Annotated in this window: 22 protein-coding genes; 8 read left to right on the top strand and 14 right to left on the bottom strand. The window is 44.2% G+C overall.

Features of this window, described 5'->3' with window-relative positions; genetic code table 11:
- Positions 1-367 precede the first annotated feature (367 nt).
- The 9 genes from L0P88_RS10570 to L0P88_RS10530 form a co-directional block, all read right to left on the bottom strand.
- Positions 368-1,723 carry an alginate export family protein gene (locus L0P88_RS10570; protein ID WP_247134535.1) on the bottom strand — a complete coding sequence of 452 codons (1,356 nt, stop codon included), beginning with the start codon at positions 1,721-1,723 and terminating at the stop codon, positions 368-370.
- 1 nt (position 1,724) lies between these two features.
- Positions 1,725-2,174 (bottom strand): DMT family transporter, encoded by a 450-nt coding sequence (locus L0P88_RS10565; RefSeq protein ID WP_247134533.1) that lies wholly within the window; start codon positions 2,172-2,174, stop codon positions 1,725-1,727.
- Positions 2,171-2,614, bottom strand: coding sequence for a DoxX family protein (locus L0P88_RS10560; RefSeq protein ID WP_247134532.1), 444 nt, complete (start codon positions 2,612-2,614; stop codon positions 2,171-2,173). Before L0P88_RS10560 ends, L0P88_RS10565 begins: the two co-directional genes overlap by 4 nt.
- A gap of 2 nt (positions 2,615-2,616) precedes the next feature.
- Positions 2,617-3,222 (bottom strand): SCO family protein, encoded by a 606-nt coding sequence (locus tag L0P88_RS10555; RefSeq protein WP_247134531.1) that lies wholly within the window; start codon positions 3,220-3,222, stop codon positions 2,617-2,619.
- Positions 3,209-4,612 carry a tyrosinase family protein gene (locus L0P88_RS10550; RefSeq protein WP_247134530.1) on the bottom strand — a complete coding sequence of 468 codons (1,404 nt, stop codon included), beginning with the start codon at positions 4,610-4,612 and terminating at the stop codon, positions 3,209-3,211. The genes L0P88_RS10555 and L0P88_RS10550 overlap by 14 nt, the downstream gene beginning before the upstream one ends.
- 56 nt (positions 4,613-4,668) lie before the next feature.
- Positions 4,669-5,193, bottom strand: a complete 525-nt coding sequence (locus L0P88_RS10545) for a YceI family protein (RefSeq protein WP_247134529.1) — start codon at positions 5,191-5,193, stop codon at positions 4,669-4,671.
- A gap of 40 nt (positions 5,194-5,233) precedes the next feature.
- Positions 5,234-7,069 (bottom strand): amidohydrolase family protein, encoded by a 1,836-nt coding sequence (locus L0P88_RS10540; RefSeq protein WP_247134527.1) that lies wholly within the window; start codon positions 7,067-7,069, stop codon positions 5,234-5,236.
- Positions 7,070-7,192: 123 nt separating this feature from the next.
- Positions 7,193-7,942: a hydrolase gene (locus L0P88_RS10535; protein WP_247134526.1), complete on the bottom strand. Its 750-nt coding sequence runs from the start codon at positions 7,940-7,942 to the stop codon at positions 7,193-7,195.
- A gap of 228 nt (positions 7,943-8,170) precedes the next feature.
- On the bottom strand, positions 8,171-8,902 hold the full coding sequence (locus L0P88_RS10530; RefSeq protein WP_247134864.1) for a pirin family protein: 732 nt from the start codon (positions 8,900-8,902) through the stop codon (positions 8,171-8,173).
- A 317-nt stretch (positions 8,903-9,219) separates the two neighbouring features.
- Between L0P88_RS10530 and L0P88_RS10525 the strand changes: the two genes are divergently transcribed.
- A complete protein-coding gene (locus L0P88_RS10525) occupies positions 9,220-11,346 on the top strand; it encodes a sigma 54-interacting transcriptional regulator (RefSeq protein WP_247134525.1) in 2,127 nt (708 codons plus the stop codon).
- Between the two features lie 44 nt (positions 11,347-11,390).
- Here the strand turns inward: L0P88_RS10525 and L0P88_RS10520 are convergent, their stop codons facing one another.
- The 5 genes from L0P88_RS10520 to nirB all read right to left on the bottom strand — a co-directional run bounded on the left by L0P88_RS10520 (position 11,391) and on the right by nirB (position 17,531).
- A complete protein-coding gene (locus L0P88_RS10520; protein WP_247134524.1) occupies positions 11,391-11,984 on the bottom strand; it encodes a bifunctional precorrin-2 dehydrogenase/sirohydrochlorin ferrochelatase in 594 nt (197 codons plus the stop codon).
- Complete coding sequence (locus L0P88_RS10515) at positions 11,971-13,848, bottom strand: type IV pili methyl-accepting chemotaxis transducer N-terminal domain-containing protein (RefSeq protein WP_247134523.1); 1,878 nt, start codon at positions 13,846-13,848, stop codon at positions 11,971-11,973. Before L0P88_RS10515 ends, L0P88_RS10520 begins: the two co-directional genes overlap by 14 nt.
- A 9-nt stretch (positions 13,849-13,857) precedes the next feature.
- The gene (locus L0P88_RS10510) at positions 13,858-14,445 is read right to left on the bottom strand and encodes a DUF4202 domain-containing protein (protein WP_247134522.1); all 588 of its coding nucleotides are present in this window, start codon (positions 14,443-14,445) and stop codon (positions 13,858-13,860) included.
- A 178-nt stretch (positions 14,446-14,623) separates the two neighbouring features.
- Positions 14,624-15,001, bottom strand: coding sequence for a nitrite reductase small subunit NirD (gene nirD, locus L0P88_RS10505; RefSeq protein ID WP_247134521.1), 378 nt, complete (start codon positions 14,999-15,001; stop codon positions 14,624-14,626).
- Positions 15,002-15,011: 10 nt separating this feature from the next.
- Positions 15,012-17,531 (bottom strand): nitrite reductase large subunit NirB, encoded by a 2,520-nt coding sequence (gene nirB, locus L0P88_RS10500; protein WP_247134520.1) that lies wholly within the window; start codon positions 17,529-17,531, stop codon positions 15,012-15,014.
- Between the two features lie 112 nt (positions 17,532-17,643).
- On the opposite strand from nirB, the gene cobA reads away from it, so the two are divergent.
- The 7 genes from cobA to L0P88_RS10465 all read left to right on the top strand — a co-directional run bounded on the left by cobA (position 17,644) and on the right by L0P88_RS10465 (position 25,052).
- Positions 17,644-18,423, top strand: coding sequence for a uroporphyrinogen-III C-methyltransferase (gene cobA / locus L0P88_RS10495; protein ID WP_247134519.1), 780 nt, complete (start codon positions 17,644-17,646; stop codon positions 18,421-18,423).
- A gap of 269 nt (positions 18,424-18,692) precedes the next feature.
- Positions 18,693-20,078 carry a CmpA/NrtA family ABC transporter substrate-binding protein gene (locus L0P88_RS10490; RefSeq protein WP_247134518.1) on the top strand — a complete coding sequence of 462 codons (1,386 nt, stop codon included), beginning with the start codon at positions 18,693-18,695 and terminating at the stop codon, positions 20,076-20,078.
- A gap of 21 nt (positions 20,079-20,099) precedes the next feature.
- Positions 20,100-21,206 (top strand): ABC transporter permease, encoded by a 1,107-nt coding sequence (locus L0P88_RS10485; protein ID WP_247134517.1) that lies wholly within the window; start codon positions 20,100-20,102, stop codon positions 21,204-21,206.
- A 10-nt stretch (positions 21,207-21,216) separates the two neighbouring features.
- Complete coding sequence (locus L0P88_RS10480; protein ID WP_247134516.1) at positions 21,217-22,056, top strand: ABC transporter ATP-binding protein; 840 nt, start codon at positions 21,217-21,219, stop codon at positions 22,054-22,056.
- Between the two features lie 16 nt (positions 22,057-22,072).
- Positions 22,073-22,900, top strand: coding sequence for an ABC transporter ATP-binding protein (locus tag L0P88_RS10475; protein WP_247134515.1), 828 nt, complete (start codon positions 22,073-22,075; stop codon positions 22,898-22,900).
- Between the two features lie 38 nt (positions 22,901-22,938).
- The gene (locus L0P88_RS10470) at positions 22,939-24,258 is read left to right on the top strand and encodes an alginate export family protein (RefSeq protein ID WP_247134514.1); all 1,320 of its coding nucleotides are present in this window, start codon (positions 22,939-22,941) and stop codon (positions 24,256-24,258) included.
- 104 nt (positions 24,259-24,362) lie between these two features.
- The gene (locus tag L0P88_RS10465) at positions 24,363-25,052 is read left to right on the top strand and encodes a response regulator transcription factor (RefSeq protein WP_247134513.1); all 690 of its coding nucleotides are present in this window, start codon (positions 24,363-24,365) and stop codon (positions 25,050-25,052) included.
- Positions 25,053-25,089 lie beyond the last annotated feature (37 nt).

Below are 25,089 nucleotides of genomic sequence, written 5' to 3'. Positions count from 1 at the left end.
AAAAGCTATAGTCGTTTACAACCATTTTCTTTTAGTCAAATACCTGTAAAACAAATGGTTTAAAAAGCATGATGTTGTCCGTTATCATGGCATCAATCCCTTTATCGTCCTGGAAGATTTCCCAACAAAAACAGTGTCTTCCGGAATAAAGGAGCTAAATCCCGTTCGCTTGGTATTACGTCCGCTTTTCCTATTTGAGCGCCTTTTTTGTTGCCGTTCCCATCATTTTTTACGGTCATTCGAGGCCTCGAGCTATTTTTAGCAATCGTCTTACCATATCGACATACAGAATTTTGTATCCCTTAAAATTGTGGGTGAGGGTATTGGGAAATACTTTGTCTTTGATGTGGTCCTTGGTTTCCAGGGATCAAAACTTAAACTCTGCGGTAAAAACGGCATGGAACAAGGTATTGTCCAAACCACTTTCCACCAAAAAAGCCCCTGGGAAAATAACGTTGGCCTCCAACTCCAAAGCAATAAAACCATTTACTTCAAAACTTGCTATGGAACCGAGTTGATGTCCTATAAATCGTTCTTCATTTACGGAAGGGTATTGCAAATTCAATGGCGGACCATACACCCCATCCTGTCTTGACAACCGCCAAAAAGCGACATAGTCAAACTGAAAGGTGAAACGTCCCATGGACATGTCAACATACGGATGGATATCAAATAGGTTGGAAGGCCCTATTCGGGCCACACGGCCAAAGTAAGCACCCCTTGGGTAGAGCCCATCGAAGGTATTTAGGGTCGTATCCGTATTGCTGGTGTCGCCACTTATGGCCTCTGTTTTCAGTCCAATGGAACTATTCGTCACCAAAAAGGGATGTTCAATATTGAAGGAGACCGTCCATGCCCTGATGTCCTGCTCACCAAAACGCCCGGTCTGGAATACAAATTCATTGTTGTACCTCAATTTGTTCCAATTCCCGAAATGTCGCAATCCCAAACTCAGTCGATTGTCATCGGCGGTACCCGAATCCCAGGTTTTGGCTTCCTCCTCTTTGTAAATCATGTAGATATCCGTGCTCGTTCTGCGGTTCCAATGTTGCGTCCAGTAAACCGCGCCCAGCGACTCCTGAAAATTGAGCGCCTCATTGTCAAATACCCATTGTCCCACCCGAACCGGAACAGCGTAAAAAGTGGTGAGCTCGCTGTTTTGGTCCTGATACTGCAATTGTGCCATATCAAATGACAACCGAACGTTTGGTCCCTCCCGAACATCAATCAAACGGCCGCTTCCCAGGCGCATGTTTTGACGGCCTACCAACATACGCCAATTGGTATTGAAATGATATTGTGCAAACAACTGGTTAAAACTTAACTCGTCCCGGTCAACGGGAGCCAGGTTTTGTTTGCTGGTCATTAAACTGGAATTCAGCTCTGCAAACAATTCGAATGTATTGGCAAATTTTAGATGGGAGTGGAACTGGAACCGGTTCAAAAACCAAATGTCATCCTGGTCCACTTCCGTTGCGAATTCCTCGTTGATAAACGCTTCCGATTGAAACCGGTAACTGCCCCCAAAACTTAGCTTACTTTCCTTGCCGATTTCGATTTGCTTTAAATTTTCATAAAGGCCGTTTTTCCCATCGGAAGGAATGTCAATGACATCATTCTGCCGCAATAAACTAAAATCAAGTACTTTTTTACCTTCTTCTTGCGCCTGCATCCATAAAACAGCGCCAAAGAAAACAGTAGCTATTTGAGATAAGGTCTTCACTTCAGAATCTCCGAATCAATAAAACGCCAGCGACCAAGAGAAGTACCCCAAACAATCGCTGCCAATTGATTTGCTTTACGGGAAGGCCCAGAAGTCCATAATGGTCCACCACCAGGGATACCGCCATTTGTCCTGCAACTACCAAAACAAAAGTCAGGGCCACGCCTAAACGTGGTGCCAAAATGATGACTGCGGCAACATAAAATGCCCCCAAAATCCCAGCTATCCATACCACTGGAGAAACCGTTTTGGTCTGTGCAATGGTCGAAAAATCAAATTTTAAGACAAAGAGGTAAACCAGTAATCCTACGGTACCGATCAAAAAGGAGGCAAAAGCGGCAAAAATGGGCTGGTGGACCGATTTGCCCAACTGTACGTTAAGCCCTGCTTGAAGTGGTAAAACCGCTCCGGCAACAATGGCGAAAATGACGAAAAAGAGCTGTGTTTTCATTGGTTGATTTTCTTCTCAATTATGGCATCCAGGGAGTATTTGCCCGAACCCAAAATGATGAGCGCAATAAACACTATGGAATAAATCAAAGGGGTATCCTGAACTTTTGCCGGGTCAGCTGCATGAACTATGAACAGACCACTAAGGGTAATTGAAATTACGGCAAAGGAAGCCCATCGCGTAAACAGACCCAACATGACCAAAAGAGCGCAAAATACATTGGCGAAAATGGCATAGTAAGCAGAAAAAGTCGGTCCAAAACCTGTAGGGTCGGGAATATGTGCCATGGTCCCCTCCAAATCCATCAACTTTGGCCATCCGTGGGTTCTGATAAGTGCAAAACTTCCAAAAAACCTCAAGAACAAAAGCCCCAACCCCGAACGCGTATTGGAATCGGTCGTGGCAATTGATTTTTTTATAAATAATGTTAAAGCGTTCATTTTCAAAGTGTTTTTAATAGTTTTTCAATGTCGGTTATGAGACGTTGTGTATCCGCATCATCCAGTCCATCATAGTAGCCACGTATTTGTTGATTGTGGTCGACCAGGACAAAAGTGCCATCATGAACCAGGTTTCGTTCTCCAGCAAATTCATCATTATAAGCCATGACCTTGTACCCTTTTGAAATGGCAAAAATCCCTTCCGGATTTCCGGTCAATAACTTCCATTGGTTTTCTTTGATGTTATAATTTTTGGCGTAACGCAATAGTACTTCCGGAGTGTCATTGGCACCATCGATGGAAAAGGACAAAATCTCTACCTGTCCATTGCCCTGAAAATGGTCTTGAACCGTTACCAAATGGCTGGTCATTTTGGGACAAATGGTTGGACAACCCGTAAAAAAGAAGTCCACTACCTGAATTTTTTTCTGGGTCGATTTCCTATAAACTGCCCCCGTCTGAGTCACCAACGGACTCCAATTGGGAAGTTCCACCGAAGCTTGCCCCAAAACGGGGGGTACTTCGGTGGCATCACCAATAGTATTTTGGCAAGACCAAAGAAGGACCAGGAAAAATCCTATCCAAAGTCCTGCACTAGGCGTCCTCATAATTCAGTTTTAGGGAGATGTTCTCCAACTTCAATATTTCGTCAGGGATATTTCGATTGGGCAGCGGCACCGGCTGAAAGACTACTTGGATGTCTTTTTCGGCCTCAATGGCATCGGCAATGTCCTTCTCAATTTCTATCTGCAAATGCACCCCGTTTTGGAGCAAAACACTATCCAGATCTAAAATGGGCAGGATGGTAAAGGTACCGGTGTACTTGCTTTGGCGTTCCCCATTTCCATCATACTCAAAAAATACACGCGCGCAGTAGGGTTGATAGGGCAATTGGGCCCTTTCAAAATGTAAGATCACATGGGTACGCTCCTTGTTCACCATTTCCGTATAAATGGCATCGGTCTGTGACGTATTTAAGTTCAACGGTGCTACACAGTCCACTTGTGAAGCTTCCCGAACAGGTTTGTCCGCTTCCTCATAGGGGTTACAGAAGGTTGGGTTCAAATCCAGATCGTGAAAGGTATAGCCCAAATCCTCGGTATTCAACAACTCCTTGATCTTAAAAGCTACCGGCGTGCCATTTCCATCAGTGGCGAACAAACGTTTTTCCAACCATTCCGCATCTTCCGGCAACGTATTGTTTGGGCTGTAGGTTTGCCAAGCTTCCCAAATACGGTCGCAATTACCATGGTGGGCGTAGAAAATGGGGTCAAAACCGGATTCGGTAAAAGTGGCCATCTGACCGCCGATCCAGTTATGGATATTGTTATGGAACGATTGCTCCGCCAAACCATCCAATTGGGCTTCGCCGCGTTTTTTGATTGCTGGATAACCTCCAAAGGTTTTGTAGTGTTCCGCCCGAAATCCAGCACCAACATTGATAAAATCCTTGGGAACCTCATCGGTAGCCTTTACCATTCGTGTCACATTGTACAGCGGATTGCTTTCATCTCCCCAGTAGTGTTCCGGAATATAATTGAATTTGGTCCAGTCCCAATAGTGTAGTGCCAGGGTTGGTTCTTGCACCGCTTTTTGTAGTTTCTGCTCCATGGACCAGAGATACAAACGATGCCAGGGCCATACATACCAATTGTAGTGTACTTGGTTGGCATAAATACTGGTGGCACAAAAAGTGGCGTGCAACATACCCTGGGCCTGCCATCCGGACGGATCCAGGGGTGAAACTTCCGAACGCTTTTTTAAGATATTGAGGGCATCTTTAAAAACTTTGATCTCCGCATCATCAACGGGAATGTCGGCGATGTTCCTTCGAACGGCCAAATTGCCGCTCGATTTGACTCCTGTTGTTTCCTGTGGACCGGTTCCGTTTTTACACGCACTGACCGATGTGGCTGCGAGGGGAAGGGCGGAAAGCCCCAAAGTGGACCACCCCATTTTTTTTAGAAAATCCCGGCGTTGCGGGTGATTCATTTTCATTGGTGATTCGATTTAAAGAAAACGGGCGGTCAAGGACCGCCCGTTTTGGATTTGGTTTATTCTTGAATGAACTGTAGGTCAACGACCAATTTTACCTGTTCGGCAACCACAACGCTTCCCGCTTCGGTAACCGCACTCCAGGCAAGGCCAAAATCCTTTCGGTTCAGCGTGCCGGTAATTTCAAATCCAGCCTTGGTTTGGCCATAAGGGTCAACCGCTATGCCGTTAAATTCCACATTCAACGCAATGCTTTTGGTGATATCACGAACGGTTAGATCGCCCATCATTTTTTCGCCGTCAAAGGCCGTGGAGGTAAAGGTCATTTCAGGATACGCCTCCGCATTGAAAAAGTCATTTGACCTTAAGTGGTTGTCCCTATCGGCATTTTTGGTGTTGATGCTCCCTACGGTTGCCACGAAATCAAATTCCGCATCCTTAAAATCATCCGATGCTGTGGTCACGGTGGCGTTGAAATCCTCAAAGTGGCCCGTTACCGTCGAAATCATCATGTGTTTTACCTTAAACCCAATCTCCGAGTGGGCCGTATCTAAATTCCATTTTGTTTTTATTGCTGTTTCCATAGTATATGATTTTTATAAATTGTTGTTTTAAAGAATATGTTTAACTCAAATACAGTTTTCTAAAGTCCCCTGTACGATATAGCGGAGACCAATCTGGCGCAACATCTGGTAGGGGAGCCGGTGCATACCTTTCAAAAGCATCGTATGCGTGCACTACAGTACCCCCAACAGCGGTCAACTTGGCATGCGTGCGGGGTATCAAGGCATCCGGCACTTCCATAACATCCTGGTTGAGGATGGTAAAATCGGCCAATTGCCCTTCTTTAATGGCTCCTTTGCGCCCTGTATCTCCAGTAAACCACGCAGATCCCGTTGTCCATAATTTGATGGCTTCCTCCCTGGTCAGAATATTATCTTCCCCATACATCTGTCTTCCTCCCCTGGATTGCCCTGTGGCCAACCAATGGATTGAGTACCATGGGTTGTACGAACTAACACGAGTGGCATCGGTTCCTCCACCAACGGGAATGCCCATTTTCAACATCTTTTTGATTGGTGGGGTTTGCGCTAATTTGGCTGCTCCATATCTCTTGACGAAGTCTTCGGCCTGGTAAGCAATTCTGTTTTGAATGGCCACGCCCATGTTGAGTTTGGCGATACGTTCCAGCGTTTTTTCAGAGAAAGTTTCGCCATGATCGATAAATGTGCCCTTTGGAAGCTTGCCATCACCAGCTGCTGCAACCTCTTCATAAATATCCAATAGGATCTCTGCCGATTCGTTGTATGTGATATGTTGTCTCCAAGGCCAATTGTTCTCGGCCAATAGTTTATAAATAGGCATGGCAACTTCCTTGACATTGGATTCCAGATTAGGACGTTCTTGGGCAAAAATTTCATAATCATAGGCTGCCCATGCAATATTTTCACCCCCACCAATGAATCGGTACATATCATCACCATCACCCGGTTTTATCATCCCTATCCACTTTTTATAGTCCTCATATTCACGTCCTCCAACTTGAGGAAAAGTGTGGATGCCAACCCTTACTGTAGACAGCCCTTGTTTGTGGACATCACCTATGACGTCATACGCATCAGGATACTGCATACCGCCACCTCCGGCATCAGAAATAGAGGTAAGGCCCAATACATTCATTTCATTCATAAAATGACGGGTACCCAGTATTTGTTGTTCCTTGGATTTTGCAGGTAGTTTGGTCAATGTTTTATACATGATCAAGCCAGAAGGGGCCGCTGTAATGATACCCGTGGCCCTACCATATCTGTCTTTTTCTATCCTTCCTTTGTAGTAGAGGTCAATGGGTTCACTATCATAGTTTAGGACTTCAACGGCCTTTTTGTTCAGCATGCCGTAGGCATAGAGGTAAAAAATATAAACCGGATGGTTAGGGGCCACCTTATTTATTTCCTCTAAGGTTGGCATGCGTTTTTCTTTGAACTGCTCCCATGAAAAACCGCCAACCACTCTTATCCACTGTCCTTTTGGTGTATGTCTAACCTCTTCGGCGAGCATGGCCAGGGCTTCCTCCACAGAAGTAACCCAATCCCATCGCAACTCCAAACCGTAATGCAATCCTTCACGAACACCATGGGTGTGGGAATCATTTAAACCTGGTATTACCCTATGGTTTTTTGCATCAATAACTTTGGTCTTTCGCCCTATGAGTTCAGAGACGGCGTTATTGGAACCAACCCTGTAATAGACCCCATCCTTAATGGCAAATGCTTCTGCGGAAGGGGTGTTGGGGTCTATAGTGGTTACCTTGGCATTTCTTACCACTAAATCAGCAGACCCTTTAATTTGGGAAAATCCATTTCCAAGTAAAGAGGGCATAACAAGGGTAGAGGCTCCGGCAGCAAGCGATCCTTTAAGAAAGTTCCTGCGATCGATGTATTTTTTATTTAATTTTTCCATGGTGTTTTTTGATAATTGTTATGGTGAATGCAAGTGTTCGTTAGAATGATTTTTGTTTCGCTATTTCAGGGCAAATTAAATTCACCCGCCATCGGCTTTGTTTTTCGATAGCGGGTTTTGTTTTTAATGATTGCCTTCGCCTTCTTTGGCCCATTTTTGCATGGTCTTGATGTAGTCAATACCCAAACCATAGGCCCCACCATATCTTTTGGCAAGCTCGTTCACTTGTATATATTGATCGGAGCGCGCCCAATCCCTGTAGACTTCCAACATATATTGCATTGAAGTCATCGGAATGACTCCGGCCTGGATCATTCTCGCCATGGCCATGTCATGTGCTTCTTGTGATACCGCCCCAGAGGCATCGGAGATAACATAGACTTCGTAACCATCTTCAAGAGCCGACAAGGCAGCAAGATTGATACATACTTCCGTCCAAAGGCCCGCCATTACGAGCTTTTTCTTTCCAGTAGCTTCAACGGCCTTCACAAAATTCTTGTCTTCCCAAGAGTTCATTGTTGTTCTATCGATGTAGGTGGACTCATCGGGGTAGTATTCCCTGATTTCTGGGAAAATCGGGCCCGAAAACTGTTTTTCGGCCACTGTGGTAATAATCGTGGGCACTTCAAAAAGTTTTGATGCGCCAGCAATTAAACCGGCATTGTTGCGCAATTCCTCAATAGGCTGCGACTCTACCGCAAATGCCATTTGACCTTCATGATCGATAAGAAGCAAGGCATGGTTTCCTGGATGTAATACTTGCTCCGCTGCATTTGCCGGATCATTTACTGGATTTGGGGCGTATTGCGTCCATTGTCCAAAGGTTTGGGCACTTACAAATAGTGCTAACATGAATACATTAAAGGTTCTCATTTTAAGTTTAATTAGTGTCATTTTTGACTGTTATACGTGTTTTAAATTTTCTTTTTGGTCCTTAAACTGTTTTGCGCAGTGGAGTTGAGGTAAACCTTCTCCTAAGGCGATTGTACAGTCCTAAGTTTCGTTTTGTTTCAGTACAGTTGAATCCCTACAGGTTTCTATTAATCGAATGGTTCCCATTTTTAATCCTTTCTGGTTATAGGATAACTGTTCAACTCTTTTTTAAAGGTCCATGGGGACCTCCATCAGTAACAACTCGGTATTGGCATCGGCTGAGATTTCCAGATTTTCGATATCCCAGAGTCCAAAGCCATCCCTTTCTTCCAGTTGTTGGCCATTGATGGTCACCTTACCTTCAAGGACAAAGGCATATACCCCATTGTTTTTGGCATCGTTCACTTGATAATGCAATGAGTTGCCTTCTTCCAGGGAAGTCATATGGAACCATGCGTTTTGGTGGATCCATACCCCGGCATCATCCGCATTGGGGGAAAGAATCTGTTGTAACGTATTTTTTCTGTCCTCCAGATTAAGGGTAATCTGGTCATATCGTGGTTCAACTCCCTGCTTATTGGGAACTACCCAGATTTGGAGAAATTTTACCTCTTTGTTCTTATTGGCGTTGTATTCGCTGTGAAGGATTCCGGTTCCTGCACTCATCACTTGTACATCGCCCTGTTTAATGATCGCGGAAGTACCCATACTGTCCTTGTGTTCCAAATCGCCTTCCAGCGGAATGGAGATGATTTCCATATTGTTGTGTGGATGGGTACCAAAACCCATTCCTGCGGAGACCACGTCATCATTCAATACCCGAAGTACGCCGAAATTCATTCTCTCGGGATTGTAGTAGTTGGCAAAACTGAACGAGTGGTGGGACTTTAACCAACCATGGTTGGCCTTACCCCTGGTATCTGCCTTATGTAATACGGTAGTTGCTGTTTTTGTTTCCATTGTTTTAATGTGATTAAATCCTATTTGTTTGACATTTGTTCCATGATCCGAAGAAGGGCCCGAGGTCTTGAGATAGTTGCCCACTCCAAGTGCGGCTAAAATCCCTCCCCAAGACAACTGTTGTAAAAAATCCTTTCGTTTCACGTTTTTGTTTTTTTTTGATGCCATACTATAGGCCAATGCTGTGCCAAAAATGTATCTATCTGAAAAACAATATTTTAAAAGGATCTGCAGAATTAAATTTTTATCCCTAATTGTAGACTTTTCTGTTATATGAGAAATATTATGTTTATTTTAACAGCAAAAACTTTAAACAAATGAGTGAGGATATTCCTTTTCAGGTGTTCCGGGAGCAATTTTTTAAAAACCTTCCTTATAAAATTATGTGGATGGATGAGTCCGGCAAGATCATTTATGCCAACAGCAAATTTTTAAAGCGTCTCGGCTATACCCGAAAAGAGGTTGAAAAGCTTAGCATATTTGATATAAATCCCACCTCTACGCAGGATAGTTGGCAAACCCATTGGCAAAAAGTACGCGAGGAAGGTGTGTATAGCTTTAAGGCTGTTCATCAAACCAAAAAGGGAGAATTCTATGATGTGGAGATTTCTTCCCATTTTTTCTCAAATAATGGAAAAGAAATCATAGCGGCCATTGTCAACGACATTTCCGAATCGAGCTTTTACAAGAATCTATTGAACCATGCCGAACGGATGGCCAATGTTGGAGGATGGAAACTGAACCTGCAGGACGGCTCCCTGGTGGTTACCAAACAGGCCCTTGAGATTTTTGAAACCGATAACAAAGAAGACCTCTTACCGGGAAAAGTAATCCATTTGTTCCAGGAATCGGAGGAACTCAAAACCTTATTGAGCAAGGCCATCCGTAACGGTGCCTCTTATGATGTGGTCCTCACCATTAATGGTGTTGCCGGGCATTCAAAATATGTCCGTTGCGTTACCGAGCCCATTGTACAAAAAGATAAGATCGTCAAAATCATTGGTACCTATCAAGACGTCACCCCCCAAAAAGAACATGAATTGGGATTAAAACTTTACAAAGAGATCATTGACAATGCCCCGGATTTGATTTACATCTGGGATATCCATGGCAAATTATTGCAGTACAACGAGGCCGTTCCCAAAAATCTTGGGTATGCAAAAAGTGAACTTAATGATTTTTATATCTATGATCTGGATGAAAAAATCACCCCAGAATGGTGGAGGGAGCATTTTATGGAACTAATCGAAAAGAAAGTGTTGAATTTGGATTGGTTGATCACGAGAAAGGACTTCACAAAATTTCCTGCCAGTATAACCGCAAACCATTTAACATATCAAGGGCAAAACCTGAACTGTGCCATTATTAGGGATGTCACCCAAAAAAACAAAAGGGACAAGGCGCTTTTTGAGGCCCTGGAAGAAATTAAATCCCTTAAAACACAACTCGAAATTGAAAACGAATACCTGAAGGAGGAGATAAAGCAGGAGGTAAATTTTGATAATATCATCTGCCAAAGTGATGAATATCGGGAAGTGCTTGAAAAAGTTAATCAGGTAGCCCCTACGGACACCACAGTTCTTATTACCGGTGAATCCGGGACCGGAAAGGAATTATTGGCCCGCGCCGTTCATGACAACAGTCAACGAAAGGAAAAGCCATTGATAAAAGTGAATGCCGCCACATTGCCTTCCGAGCTCATTGAAAGTGAATTGTTCGGACACAAAAAAGGAGCCTTTACCGGGGCCACCGAAAACAAGGTTGGTAAGTTTAGCCTGGCCGACGGGGGAACGATATTTTTGGATGAAATTGGCGAGTTGCCGTTGGATTTACAACCGAAATTATTACGTGTTATCCAAGAGGGTGAATTTGACCTTTTGGGCGGAACCAAAACGGAAAAGGTCAATGTGAGGATTGTTGCCGCTACCAATCGGAATTTGGAAAAAATGGTCAAGGACGGGAAGTTTCGGGAAGACCTTTTTTATCGCCTGAACGTCTTTCCCATTCATAACATTCCGCTTCGTGAGCGCAAGGACGATATTCCCTTATTGGCGCAATACTTTTTGAAAAAATATTCCGCACGGGCCGGTAAATCCTTTAAGCGATTGAGCAAAAAGACCATCGCCGCTTTGATGAACTACACCTTTCCAGGAAATATCAGGGAGTTGGAGAACCTTATCGAACGTGCCGTCATTATTGAAAACGGCACCATTTTGAACCCCGGCACCTGGATTCCGAATGGTGGGGCCGCGGAATTCAAGGAAGACCTCAAATCGTTTGAGGCCATGCAGCGCGATTATATCATCAAAGTATTGGAGAAAACCAATTGGCGGGTCAGTGGTCCAAAAGGTGCTGCGGCCATTTTGGATATGAAGGACAAAACCCTTTTTGCCAAAATGAAACGATTGGGGATTGAGAAGGAAGTCCGTTTAAAAAAATCCTGATCAAAGAATTCAATATCCGAAACCGCACGGAATTCCCTTTTATCCTAATTTTCATCAGCATCCTTTTGTTGTACCAACCCTTTGGTAAGTTCATTTAAGGTCGCTACTTTTTCCTCAAAGCCACCCTTAAGGGTTTTCCGATATGTGTTGAGGTTTTTAACCAGGTCATCCACCTTTTCCGGGAGCACATCTTCAAAGAATTGGCGTAACCTTTTTGCAGTGGTCGGTGACTTTCCATTGGTGGATATGGCTATTTTAACATTGCCTTTGGTCACAATACCGCCCATATAAAAATCGCATAAGGGCGGATTGTCCGCAACATTGACCAAAATGGCCCGCTTTCTACAATCATTGTAGACCTTTTCGTTGATTTTGGGCACGTTCGTAGTGGCAATGACAATGTGTTTGTTTTTCAGCAAACGTCTCCGGTAGTTGCCCTTGGTCATTGTTATATTGTGCCTTTCCGCCAGGGCAATTGTTCCTTCCCGATACATAGGTGAAATCATTTCCACCCTTGCGTTTGGACTGGATTTTAATAAAAAAGTCAACTTTTCCTCGGCGACATATCCGCCGCCAACAATAAGTACGTTAAGGTCACTTACCTTTAAAAAGACGGGATAGAGTTCATTCCGTTCCATCGACCATTTCCTTTTTTTGGTTTAATCTATAGTTGATGGTAACCCGGGTTCCTTCGTTTGGTGCAGAGTTAAAAAACAATCGCCCGTTGATGTACCCAATGCGTTCTTTCATAAAGAATACGCCCATACCCCCTTCGCTATTGTTCTTTGGAGCCCCTTTTAATGTAGTTGGGTCAAATCCTTTGCCATCATCATCAATTACAACGCTCAATAAATCATCGGTCAAATTCAACGTGACCAAAATATAATTGGAATCCGCATATTTAATGGCATTATTGACTGCTTCTTGGGTAACGCGATAAATGTTGGTCTCTGCCAGCGAGTCAAATCGAATGGCATCCTTCACCTTGTTCTCAAATAGGATGTTTTTACCAGTAAGTTTGCTGAGTTCCCGGGTCATTTTCTGCAAGGCAGGGAAAATCCCATGGTCACCCAATTCCGGTGGGGTGAGGTTGAAGGTGGCGGTTCTTACCCCTTTGATCAGTTCCGAGGCCAACTCCTTTAAATAGGTGATTTTTTCCTCGGTTTTTTCCTGCTGCTTGGAATCGATGGACTCAATATTGAATTTTAATGCGGTAAGCATTTGCCCAATGCCATCATGGATATCTTTGGCAATGCGCTTGCGTTCTTCTTCTTGTCCCGCTACTATTTGGCTCGCTTGAAGCTGTTTCTGCTGCATAAGGTCCTCATAGTTTTGCTTGGTCAATTGTTCAATTTTATCCTGATGTTTTTTGCGTTCCGTGATGTCCGAGCACAAAATAAGAATGCTCTGCTTCTCACGTGATTGATAAATGGGGATTATGGACATATCCAACCAAATACGTTCATTGGTTTTCGTGGTTATTTCGATTTCCTCGGTGCGGATGTTTTTGCTTCTTGAGCTCAAAATTTCACGTAGATACTGTTGTTGCCCTTCGTCTTGTGTCAAGATTTCTGAAAGATGGGCATTTCCTATCAACTTTCGTTCCCCCAATAGGTTCAAAAACTTTTTGCTTATAAATACTACATTACCATCCATTCGTATGCTTGCAAAAAGTGCTGCATTATCAATCGCAAAATTGAGTTCCTGAAGTTCCCGGAGGGATTCTTCCTTCTCCTTGAAGATTTTTTTAATCTTTTTATTGTCCTCTTCGGACTGGATCCGTCCTTGCAATAAATTGGCTATCGTTTCCCGTATCTGAATGGACAGCGGCCTAAAAATAAAAAGCACCTCCAGCAATAGTATCAAAAGTGAAACCCCCAGCAAAATATACTCTTTCAACTTCAGTTGCTGTAATTGCTGTTTGCTGATGGCATCATACGCATTCACGATGGCATCCATTTTTTGAAGAAACTGTTTCTCGTTGGATAAAATTCTTTGGAGTTGGGGCTCAATATTTGGGGGCAGGGAATCGTTTGTTGAGCCAAAAGCTTCCAAAATTTCATTGGCCGAGGCGACCATGGCCGTATGGTGGGGCGACACATCCTGAAAAAGTGCCAGTATCAAAGCATTTTCCTCCTTGGGCAACCCAATACTATCATTGCCGTTTTGTAGCCCTTCATGTGATACTTTCCACACATAAAGCGTGGTTTTTAACTCCTGTAACACCTTTTCCTTTTCGAGCGCTGACGCCGAAATTGTACTTAACTGAAGTGCCTCTTTGACCAATTTTTGACTATAGGCGCGTTGTCGCCCCGCTACATTGATCACCCGTGAATCATCCAATTGGGAATCCAAGTGTTGTTGGATCAATACTTGGGCAATAATTACCGTTAGGGCAATTGCCGCCAATGCCGTCAAATACCACTTACGAACGCGCAGAAACGTTTCCGTATCCAAGCTGCGATGTAATCCGTTTGTGTTCTTTTCTTCGGTCTGTTGCATGGCAATAAATTACGCCAGGGCCTTGGCTATCAAATCGCCCCCCCTATTGGAGAAATCCAGTTGTAAGGCAGATTGTTGTCCTTTCCCGGACATCTTTTTCCAGGTCTTTTGTAATATGGAAATGATTTTATCATCATCGTGTTTTACCAAAAAAGGCTCGTAATAGTATTTTAGGAAAACCAAACATATCACGTCTTCCAAGGTTTGGGTTTCTTCATCCCTCTTCAATTTCTTTTTGAGCAATAGGAAGGTGACCCGATCGATCAGCTGCTTTTCGTAACCTATCTTGGCCAAAATGTCACTGGCTTTTTGGGCATGGAATTTTTTCAGTTCCTGTCGCCACTGCAAATAGCCTACCCGATTCATCTCGTACGATTCCCGGGGAATTTCCCACCGGCAAATATGTTGACAACGGGCAGTGAGTTGCAAAGCTTCCGACGCTTCTGGTTCAAATTCGTTGAGCACCGCGGTCATCCGCCTGGCATAAAGCAGTTCCTTGGGATAGGTTTTCCCTTCAAATATTTCGGTATTTGGGTCTTTGGCATTGGCCGCATCAAAAAATTCAAATGCCTTGCTCAGTTTTTGGGAAGCCTCCATGACAAGGGTTTTTCTTTGAAGTGATTTAAACTTTTTGCGTTTAGGCGAAAATTAGGCATTTTTTGACCATTTGAAAGCGTTTTTGAGTTGCATAGCAGGGCTATGGAAGGAAAAAAAGAAGAAAAATGGGCAAAAAAGGACAATTTTTTAGCAAATGGAAAAAGTTTAAATCACTTCTTTATTCCGAAAAACCAAGATACACAAATCCGTCCTCAATTTTTACGGGATAGGTCGCAATCGCTGGCAAGTCCCCATTCAGATTTTCCCCACTCTCCAATGAGAATGTTTTTTTGTGCAATGGGCAGGCCACTTTGGCAATACCCTCGGCATCACCGATCATTCCTCGGGAAAGCACCATTTCCATTTTATGGGGACATAGATTTTGACAGGCGTACCAAACATTTTTTCGCGCAAAATTGAAGATGGCTATTTGCTTGTCCCTGTATTTTACACACGCTCCGCCATTCTCCGGAATGCTTTTAACGGTACACGCCTTGAACCATGTTGTTACTGCGTTTGTATCCGTACTTTGGTAGGCTTCTAACACTGCTTCCATTTTTATCGTTTTAAGTGGCCCAGGCTTCGGGCTTTTTTTGTTCGCGCATGGGTACAAAAACCATATGGTCATCACGATCTTCGGTATTCACAAAATGCTGAAAACGTTTTCTGATTTCATCGTTTTCCACGGCTTGCTTCCACTCACATTCATAACGGTCGACCAAGGCCTGCATTTGCAATTCCAGTTCATCCCCAAGACACAGACTGTCTTCGACCACAATCCGTTTTAATTGCTCAATACCCCCCTCAAGCTTTTCCAACCAGGCTGCGGTTCGCATTAAGGGTGCCGCGGTACGGATGTAGTACATTAAGAAACGATCCAGATATTTAATCACCGTTTTATTGTCTATTTGTTCTGCCAGCAACAACGCGTGCTTGGGTTTTGCACCACCATTTCCACATACATAAAGGTTCCATCCCCCTTCCACGGCGATAACGCCAAAATCCTTACCACGGGCTTCGGCACATTCACGGATGCAACCGGAGACCCCGCCTTTTAATTTATGGGGTGAACGAAGCCCCTTATAACGTTCTTCCAGTTCGATGGCGAAGCTGACACTTTCATCCATTCCATAGCGGCACCAGGTAGAACCCACGCAGCTTTTTACGGTTCGTAAGGCCTTGCCATAAGCGTGGCCGCTTTCGAAGCCCGCAGCGATCAATTCTTGCCAAATCGCTGGAAGGTCATTCAGTTCGGCCCCAAATAGATCAATACGTTGCCCCCCCGTAATTTTGGTGTAGAGGCCGTATTTTTTAGCGACCTGTCCCAGGACAATTAACTTTTCGGGCGTAATCTCCCCACCAGGAATCCTGGGTACTACGGAATAGGATCCGTTTCGTTGAATATTGGCCAAAAAGCGGTCGTTTGAATCTTGGATTACCGCTTCCTTGTTGGCAGTATCGTTATAAATTGTTGCAAAGATCGAGGCCAGGGCAGGTTTACAAACCTCGCATCCATCCCCTTTTCCAACGGTATCCAAGGCTTCGTTATAAGAAGTAATACCCTTGACCCTCACTATGTCGTACAACTCCGCTCGGGTGTATTGAAAGTGTTCACAGATGACCTCCTTAACCACTTTTCCCATCGATTTTAAGGTCTCATTGACCAAATCCACCACCATTGGCTTACAGCCACCACAACCGGTAGTTGCTTTGGTACAGGAAACAATGTCCTTTAATGTACTGCTTTCCCCATTTAGAAGGGAATTGCAAATGTCACCTTTGGAGACACTTTCGCAAGAACAAATTTGGGCAGTATCGGGCAAATCCATGGCACTGCCAAGGGCAGCGCCCCCTTCACCACGCGCACCTACGACCAACTCCTCGGCATTTTCAGGAAGTGCCATCCCATTCAGGTACATTTGGTGAAGAATATTGTAATCCCCGGCATCCCCAACTAAAATTCCTCCCAATAAGGTTTTCCCGTCATGACTTACGTTGATACGCTTGTACAGTCGTTTTGTTTTATTCTCAAAAATGATGGAATGGCCCTTATCCGCTGGCATAAATGGTCTTCCAAAGCTCGCCACATCAACCCCGATCAATTTTAGTTTGGTGGACATATCAATGTCGTTAGGCATTACTTCATCGGTGTCGCCCATTATTTGATTGGCCGCAACCTTGGCCATATCATAACCCGGGGCGACCAGACCATAAATCATTTGGTTATAGAGCGCCACTTCGCCAATGGCATAAATGGATGGGTCTGAGGTCTGCATTCTGTTGTTCACTACAATGCCCCCACGTGTTCCCGTTTCCAAACCACAGGTTTTAGCAAGTTCGTCCCTAGGGCGAATTCCCGCCGAAATGATGAGCATGTCCACATCCAGTTTGTCATCCTCGCCAAACTCCATACCGGTAATGGCCCCATTGCCCAAAATTTGGTTGGTGGTTTTACTCAGGTGGATATGGATACCCAGGGACTCCAAGGTCAATTGTAGTACTTTACTACTTCGGGCATCCAATTGACGGGGCATAAGCTTGGGGGCAAATTCCACAACATGGGGCTCCAAACCCATGTCCAAGACCGCTTTTCCAGCTTCAAGTCCCAGTAGGCCCCCTCCAAGAATAGCCGTTTTCCCATTGGTTTTTTTATCCTTTACTTTTTCGGCATAGGCCATCATACCCTCCAAATCCTCAATAGTTCGATAAACAAAAACACCATCTTTTTCAACACCTTGTATGGGCGGCACAAAGGGCGCAGAACCCGTGGCCAAGACTAACTGATCATAGGTATGGGTTTCGCCGGATTTGGTTTGGATGGTTTTATTTTCTTTATCAATATCGCTGACATACTGGTTGGTAATCAACGCAATCCCATTGTCGCCGTACCACGAGGCTGGAGCAAGTTCCAATGACCTGGCATCCCGATTTTCAAAATAGGCACTTAAATGAACCCTATCGTATGCGGGCCGCGGTTCTTCGCCAAATACCGTGATGTCCAGTGCCCCCGGCTTGGCAAGGCCCACCAATTTCTCACAGAACTTGTACCCTACCATTCCGTTTCCAATGACTACTATCCGTTGCATTGCTTCGATTTTGAAAAGCAATATTACGTATTAATACTTATTTTTTATGTGATTATATCAAAATAATTACGTATTCTTGTTGCGGTTTTTGCAAATACCCCCGTATTTGATTATGGAGTTTAAAACGGATATACAGAAAAAAGTGACTTTGGTAGGAGCCGGTCCCGGCCGTGAAGACCTGATAACTATTGCTGGTTTACGTATAATTCAACAAGCCGATGTTATTTTATATGATGCATTGGTCAATCCAAAACTTTTGGATCATTCAAAACCAGGCGCACAACATATATACGTAGGAAAACGTAGTGGAAAACACAGCATATCACAAGTTGAAATCCATAAACTTTTACTGGAATGTGCACTCAGCAAGAATAGGGTAGTACGGTTAAAGGGAGGCGACCCTTTTGTTTTTGGAAGGGCTTCCGAAGAAATTGAATATTTGGAATCCTTCGGAATTTCGGTCGAGGTCATTCCTGGGGTCTCAAGTGCCATTTCGGTTCCGGGCGGTCAAGGTATCCCTTTGACCAAACGCGGGGTCAGTACCAGTTTCTGGGTCATGACGGCCACCACTAAGGATGGTAGCTTTTCCAAGGATTTGCAACTTGCTGCGAAATCCTCTGCCACTTTGGTGATTTTAATGGGCGTACGAAAAATTCACCAAATCGCTGAATTGGTAAGGGATTACCGGTCGGGGCTCACCCCAATTGCCCTTATTCAAAACGGAACGCTTCCCACAGAAAATTGTATCACAGCCACACTGAATTCCACGGAAAAGGTATTTAAGACCATCGATGTAAGTCAACCCGGCATCTTGGTTATCGGTGATGTAGTGGCCGACCACGCTTCCTTCTATGATGAGGAAATACAGCGCGTGTTGTATTCCTATTTATAATAGGTTTTTTAACCTGGTTAAAAGTCCTATCCTATTTTAAAAGTGCGTTTGTCAGCATTCAACCCAAATTCCAATCCTTGAATAATTATCGATTTCACAATTCAAAGGTCAAAGAATTTTAGACTGTCCAAAATCACGGCGGTTATTTTTTACTTTCCCAAAAACTACGTCAAATACGTAATTTATATTTCAATATAAGTATAAATACGTATGTATTATATGTATGTTTGCTTCGTACTCAAGTATTCACCTTTAAAAAAATTTGAATAATGAAAACAACACTGACAAAAACCTTAGGCCTATGTGTTGCCTTACTACTTGTTGCCTGTGGAGGCAAACAGGCCAAAAAGAGTGAAGCAACCGCTCAGGCCAATATTCCAACGACTTCATTGGAAATTGAGAAGCCACAATTGACCTTCGGCTTTATTAAACTGACCGATATGGCTCCCCTGGCCATCGCCAAGGAAAAAGGGTTTTTTGAAGAGGAAGGCCTTTTTGTTTCCGTAGAAGCACAGTCGAACTGGAAAAATGTGTTGGATCGGGTTATTGACGGTCAATTGGACGGTTCCCACATGCTGTCGGGTCAGCCCATTGCTGCAGGAGCGGGATTTGGTCGTCAGGCCGAACTGGTGACCCCGTTTTCAATGGATTTGAACGGTAACGGAATTACCGTTTCCAATGATGTATGGTCCAAAATGAAGCCCAACGTTCCCAAAAGTGCGGATGGCAAACCTATCCACCCTATTAAAGCAGACGCCCTTAAACCGGTAATCAGCACATACAAAAACAATGGAAAACCGTTTAAAATGGGCATGGTATTTCCCGTTTCCACCCACAACTATGAGATTCGTTATTGGTTGGCAGCTGCCGGAATCCATCCGGGCATGTACACCGCTGACAATGTACAGGGACAAATCGATGCCGAAGTACTGCTATCGGTCACCCCGCCACCACAAATGCCTGCTACATTGGAAGCCGGAACCATTTATGGCTACTGTGTAGGTGAACCCTGGAACCAACAAGCGGTATTCAAGGGAATTGGGGTACCCGTTACCACGAATTACGACATCTGGAAAAACAATCCTGAAAAGGTGTTTGTAATGACCAAAAAATTTGTGGATGAAAATCCGAATACGGCCATTGCGGTGACCAAAGCTTTGATTAGGGCCGGTAAGTGGTTGGATGAGCCTGGGAATCGTGCCGAAGCGGTAAAAATCCTTTCCATGCCCCAATATGTGGGTGCCGACGAAGTGGTCCTGGCAAATTCCATGACCGGGACTTTTGAATTTGAGAAGGGTGACAAGCGTTCCATGCCCGATTTCAATGTATTCTACAAGTACAATGCCACCTATCCTTTTTACTCTGATGGTATTTGGTTTTTAACACAAATGCGCAGATGGGGGCAAATTCCAGAAGCCAAACCCGCTTCATGGTATGAAGAGACCATCAAGGATATCTACCGCCCGGACATCTGGAAAAAAGCGGCCCATATGCTGGTTACGGAAGGTCATATTCCTGCCATGGATATTCCCGAAACCGATGGCTATAAACCCGCCACTTCAGATTTCATTGATGGCAATACCTATGATGCCAAGGACCCCATTGGCTACATCAACAGTTTTGAAATAGGAAACAAAGACGATTCCTCTTTATAAGAACCTCTTAAAGTTATCATCATGAAGCAAAGTGTGGTCGTAAACAAATCAGAAGAATTAAAAGTGGCAGGAATGCTCAAAACACTCCTGTCCAAAATCAACTTTACCTTGCCAAGGTTGGATGGCAAAGGACTGGTGCGCAACCTATTGATTCCCTTAGTATCCATAATCCTGTTCGTTGTTTTATGGCATTTTGGGGCCAAGGCATTGTTCACTATTGAGGCCGATTACAAAATACAAAAGGCACTGACCGAACAAGGTCAGGTAGCAGCCGATTTAATGCAAGCCTGTATCGGCTCAGGAGACATTAGTTGTCAACCCAACACCTTGCCCTCACCTGCTCAAGTTTGGGCTTCGTTCAATACCCTGATTGCCGACCATAAGGTCATTAGTGCCGATAAATTGGCCTTTAGGGAAAAAACGGCGGCCATCAACGAGAAACGAATTGCCCAGGGCAAAGATCCCATAACCTATACAGGGCGGCCCTCATTTGTAGACCAGATTTTCACCAGCCTCAAAACCGTATTTGCCGGTTTTGTACTGGCATTCCTGATTGCAGTGCCAATCGGGGTTATCATTGGATTGAGCAAAACGCTCCGAAATTCCTTCAACTGGTTGATCCAAATCTTCAAGCCGGTTTCCCCGGTAGTTTGGTTGCTTTTGGTGTTCATGATTGTTAAGACCATGACCAAGGATTCCAATCAGGACAGTGCTTTTATCATTTCGTTCATTAGTGTTGGTCTTTGTGCCATGTGGGCGACTTTGGTCAACACTGCAATGGGGGTTTCCTCAGTGGACAAAGATTACATCAACGTGGCCAAAGTCTTGAAATTGGGTCCACTTCAAAAAGTATTCAAGGTGATTTTACCCTCGTCATTGCCCTTGATCTTCACCGGACTTCGAATCACATTATCCGTAGCTTGGATGGTTTTGATTGCCATTGAGCTTTTGGCCCAGAGTCCGGGATTGGGGTCTTTTGTTTGGGAGGAATTCCAAAATGGGGCCAATGATTCGAATTCGAAGATCATTGTTGCCATGTTCGTCATTGGCATTATCGGTTTCTTGTTGGACAGGATTATGCTCATTATCCAGAATACGGTGTCGTTCAATAAAAATGCAACTGCTTAAACCCTGCAACATGGCGTATTTGGAACTAAAAAATATAGCTAAGGCCTACGGTGAAGGCACAAACAAAACCGAGGTGCTTGCCGACATCAATTTAAGTATCGAGGAAGGCGAATTCGTGGCCATTGTAGGCTTTACGGGAAGCGGGAAGACCACCTTGGTCAACTTGATCAATGGTCTTTTAAAGCCCACTCTTGGTGAAGTGCTTTTTAAAGGTGACCCCGTAGTGGACACCAGCCACGAACGAGGGGTCATTTTTCAGAACTATTCGCTGTTGCCGTGGTTGACCGTGGGTCAAAATGTAGCTCTAGCGGTTAGGGAGGCCTTCCCAAAAAACAGCAAAAAAGAGGTAAAGGCCAGGGTTAATGAATATGTGAAAATGGTGAACCTTTATCCGGCCATCAACAAACGGCCCAAAGAACTGTCCGGCGGAATGCGCCAGCGTGTGGCCGTGGCCAGGGCATTGGCGATGAATCCTGAAATGATCATCATGGATGAACCTTTGGGTGCGCTGGATGCCCTTACCCGGGGCAACCTGCAAGATGAGATTTTAAAGATTTGGAGCAAGGACAAGCGAACAGCACTTTTGATCACCAACGATGTGGATGAGGGCATTTATATGGCAGACCGCATTATTCCCCTCCGCCCAGGGCCAAACGCCACTTTAGGGCCCGAATTCAAAATCGATATTGAACGCCCAAGGGATAAAACCGAACTCAACGATAATCCAGAATATAAAAAGACACGTAACGCCATCATCGAATACCTCATGGGCATTGGTGAAGAGCGTAAATCAGCATCAAAAAAGGTTTATGTACTTCCCGATTTGAGTCCAAAAAGTGATGTGGCCTAATTCATACCCCAACAAAATGCAAGTAGAAGAAACAATAGAAAAAAAGTATCACCAGAACGGCATATGCTATCCCTCGGAAAAAATAATGTTGGATTTAAGGGATTTGAAAAAAATCTACCCGACCCCAAAAGGTGACTATGTGGTTTTGGAGCATTTGAACCTTCAAATCCTTAAAGAGGAATTCGTGACCATCATTGGTCATTCGGGTTGCGGTAAAACAACCATGCTTTCCATGATTGCAGGCCTGAATGCGATTTCAGGAGGAAATATTTCCGTGTTGGGCAACCCCATTAAAGGGCCAGGTCCTGACCGAGGGGTTATTTTTCAAGCGCCCAGCCTAATGCCATGGATGACAGCCTTGCAAAATGTGATGCTTGGGGTAAATCGGGTATTTCCCCATGCGACCAAAGGGCAACGAAAAGATATTGCCAAATACTACTTGCAAAAGGTAGGATTGGAATTGGCCTTCAATAAAAAAGCCACCGAACTTTCACAGGGCGAACAACAACGGGTGGGTATCGCCAGGGCATTTGCCATAAAACCCAAAGTGCTTTTACTGGATGAACCTTTCGGCATGCTGGATTCTTTGACTCGAGGGGAGTTGCAGGATATCCTTATTGAAATCTGGAACAAAGAAAAAATTACCGCAGTCATGATCACCCACGACGTTGACGAAGCCATTTTTCTGGCCGATCGCGTGGTGATGATGACCAGTGGCCCAAGGGCCAAAATTGGTGATGTACTCGAAATTGCCTTTGAGCGCCCGCGCTCCAGAAAAGCGGTTTTGGACCATGACGATTATTACAAATACAGAAAACACCTTATTGATTTTCTAGAACATTAATCAATCAAAATATTTAATAACCACTAACTCATTTACCTATGAAAAAGCAGTTTTTAATCCTAGGTCTGGTATTTCTATTGGCCCAATCCCTAAAAGCACAGTTTACCTTAGATGCCCAGTTTAGGCCTAGATCGGAGTATAGAAATGGCTTTCAATTTTTGCAGCAAGAAGGCGTCGATGCGGGTTTCGTGACCAATACCAGGGCAAGATTGGGTGCCAAATACAAAACACCATCCTACGAGATTTACATCAATATCCAGGATGTTCAAATTTGGGGCGAAAACCCCCAAATCTTGCCCATTGATGCCAACAATTCCTTTGCGCTTTTTGAAGCTTGGGGAGAACTGCAATTGGGCAAGGGATGGTCCACAAAACTGGGGCGACAAGTGCTATCGTATGATGATCAGCGTTATTTTGGTGGGTTGGATTGGGCACAGCAAGGCAGATATCACGATCTGGCCATGATAAAATACCGCCAAGAGGGATTTATGCTGGATCTTGGCGTGGCCTTCAATCAAGATCTGGACAACCAAGGTGGTCCCTTGTTTGGATTTAAAAATGCGGGTACTGAATTCAACTCAGGCAATCCGTTTCAGTACAAGACCATGCAGCACCTCTATGCAAAGAAAGCGTTTGGAGAATTCAGTGCGAGCTTACTTTTAGTCAATTTAGGTTTTCAACAAATTGATGCCACCACCGGTGATGTCAGCGATATCCGAAGTACGTTCACCGCAGGCACCCACCTGGCCTACAAAAAAGGGAAATTTGGATTGGAAGGAAATGCCTTTCTACAAACCGGTGAGTTCTTGACCGGCATTGATATCGATGGGGCATATTTGTTGGGATTGGAAGCGTCCTACAAAATTAGTCCCAAAACCACCTTAGGCATAGGTGTTGAAACGATCAGCGGTGACGACACCTCAACCGCCGATGCCACTGAAGCTTTTTTGCCCCATTTTGGCACCAATCACAAATTCAACGGTTTTATGGACCATTTCTATGTGGGCAATTGGGTAAACCGTGTGGGTCTATTGGATATTCACGCCAGCGCTGTATTTAATTTGGGACCAAAAACCACCTTGTTCGCCAAATTTTTGAATTTCAGTGGGATGGAGGATACGCCCAACGGTGAAAGCAACTTGGGCAATGAACTCGATTTGGTGCTCACCCAAAAATTCAATGGCTTTGCCTTAAAGTTGGGCTATTCACAATTGTTTGCCGCAGATGGTTTGGAAGAATTGGAAACCCAACGATTGGGAGCTGCGGCGCCGGTTGATTTTAAAGGCTCACAAAACTGGGCCTGGGCCATGCTTATCATCAAACCCACCTTATTCACCACGGCCAAAAAAGACCAGTAAAAGCCTTCGATAAAACTTTGCTTCGCAAGGGCCATTTTCAACCATAGGTTGGGATGGCCCTTGGCTTTTTCTTTCCACCTCGAGAATTCTGTTATTTTTGCCTTATGTCCAATCAAAAGACTTCTGACATTGTTCGTATCGTTTTGGCCGATGATCATGCTTTGGTGCGTGACGGGATTCGGGCTTTGTTGGAAGAAGAGAAAAATCTTAAGGTTGTTGGGGAGGTTTCCAATGGTTTGGAAGCCTTAAAAATGGTAACGGAACTGACCCCTGATGTTTTGATTATCGACATTCGCATGCCGGAATTGAGTGGTATTGAAGCCGTGGAACAACTGAACCAAAAAGAAAAATCAACTACCAAAAGCATTATCCTTTCCATGCACGATTCCGAAGAATATATCCTTAAATCGGTCAAGGCCGGCGCCAACGGCTATTTATTGAAGGACACCGATAAAAACGAATTCATCAAGGCCATCCATACCGTAAATGCTGGGGGCAAATTTTTTAGTGGGGACATTTCGAATGTGTTGGTCAATAATCTTTTTGGAGCCAGTGCAGCAAATCCAGCTCCAAAAAACCAATCCAAACAAAACCCATTTGATCTGACCAACAAGGAACTACGGGTCTTGGAACTGATCTTATCGGGACTTACCAATAAGGAGATTTCAGAAAAACTGCAAAACAGCAAACGCACCATTGAAACACATCGTTTTAACCTTATGAAAAAGATGAAGGTCAAAAACTTGTTGGATTTGGCCAAAAAGGCCCAGAAGCATAATTTGGTAAATCCCTAATCTTTTTCGTTACCGCCAAAAAATTATCAAACTCTCA

The organism is Muricauda sp. SCSIO 64092 (assembly GCF_023016285.1).
Classification (GTDB): Bacteria; Bacteroidota; Bacteroidia; order Flavobacteriales; family Flavobacteriaceae; genus Croceivirga.
This window is presented reverse-complemented; position numbering and strand designations above follow the sequence as displayed.

Bases quoted from the DNA above. Each gene is read 5' to 3' on its own strand.
- L0P88_RS10565 (WP_247134533.1), bottom strand. From the start codon at position 2,174: ATGAAAACACAGCTCTTTTTCGTCATTTTCGCCATTGTTGCCGGAGCG.
- L0P88_RS10560 (WP_247134532.1), bottom strand. From the start codon at position 2,614: ATGAACGCTTTAACATTATTTATAAAAAAATCAATTGCCACGACCGAT.
- L0P88_RS10555 (WP_247134531.1), bottom strand. From the start codon at position 3,222: ATGAGGACGCCTAGTGCAGGACTTTGGATAGGATTTTTCCTGGTCCTT.
- L0P88_RS10550 (WP_247134530.1), bottom strand. From the start codon at position 4,612: ATGAAAATGAATCACCCGCAACGCCGGGATTTTCTAAAAAAAATGGGG.
- L0P88_RS10545 (WP_247134529.1), bottom strand. From the start codon at position 5,193: ATGGAAACAGCAATAAAAACAAAATGGAATTTAGATACGGCCCACTCG.
- L0P88_RS10540 (WP_247134527.1), bottom strand. From the start codon at position 7,069: ATGGAAAAATTAAATAAAAAATACATCGATCGCAGGAACTTTCTTAAA.
- L0P88_RS10535 (WP_247134526.1), bottom strand. From the start codon at position 7,942: ATGAGAACCTTTAATGTATTCATGTTAGCACTATTTGTAAGTGCCCAA.
- L0P88_RS10530 (WP_247134864.1), bottom strand. From the start codon at position 8,902: ATGGAAACAAAAACAGCAACTACCGTATTACATAAGGCAGATACCAGG.
- L0P88_RS10525 (WP_247134525.1), top strand. From the start codon at position 9,220: ATGAGTGAGGATATTCCTTTTCAGGTGTTCCGGGAGCAATTTTTTAAA.
- L0P88_RS10520 (WP_247134524.1), bottom strand. From the start codon at position 11,984: ATGGAACGGAATGAACTCTATCCCGTCTTTTTAAAGGTAAGTGACCTT.
- L0P88_RS10515 (WP_247134523.1), bottom strand. From the start codon at position 13,848: ATGCAACAGACCGAAGAAAAGAACACAAACGGATTACATCGCAGCTTG.
- L0P88_RS10510 (WP_247134522.1), bottom strand. From the start codon at position 14,445: ATGGAGGCTTCCCAAAAACTGAGCAAGGCATTTGAATTTTTTGATGCG.
- nirD (WP_247134521.1), bottom strand. From the start codon at position 15,001: ATGGAAGCAGTGTTAGAAGCCTACCAAAGTACGGATACAAACGCAGTA.
- nirB (WP_247134520.1), bottom strand. From the start codon at position 17,531: ATGCAACGGATAGTAGTCATTGGAAACGGAATGGTAGGGTACAAGTTC.
- cobA (WP_247134519.1), top strand. From the start codon at position 17,644: ATGGAGTTTAAAACGGATATACAGAAAAAAGTGACTTTGGTAGGAGCC.
- L0P88_RS10490 (WP_247134518.1), top strand. From the start codon at position 18,693: ATGAAAACAACACTGACAAAAACCTTAGGCCTATGTGTTGCCTTACTA.
- L0P88_RS10485 (WP_247134517.1), top strand. From the start codon at position 20,100: ATGAAGCAAAGTGTGGTCGTAAACAAATCAGAAGAATTAAAAGTGGCA.
- L0P88_RS10480 (WP_247134516.1), top strand. From the start codon at position 21,217: ATGGCGTATTTGGAACTAAAAAATATAGCTAAGGCCTACGGTGAAGGC.
- L0P88_RS10475 (WP_247134515.1), top strand. From the start codon at position 22,073: ATGCAAGTAGAAGAAACAATAGAAAAAAAGTATCACCAGAACGGCATA.
- L0P88_RS10470 (WP_247134514.1), top strand. From the start codon at position 22,939: ATGAAAAAGCAGTTTTTAATCCTAGGTCTGGTATTTCTATTGGCCCAA.
- L0P88_RS10465 (WP_247134513.1), top strand. From the start codon at position 24,363: ATGTCCAATCAAAAGACTTCTGACATTGTTCGTATCGTTTTGGCCGAT.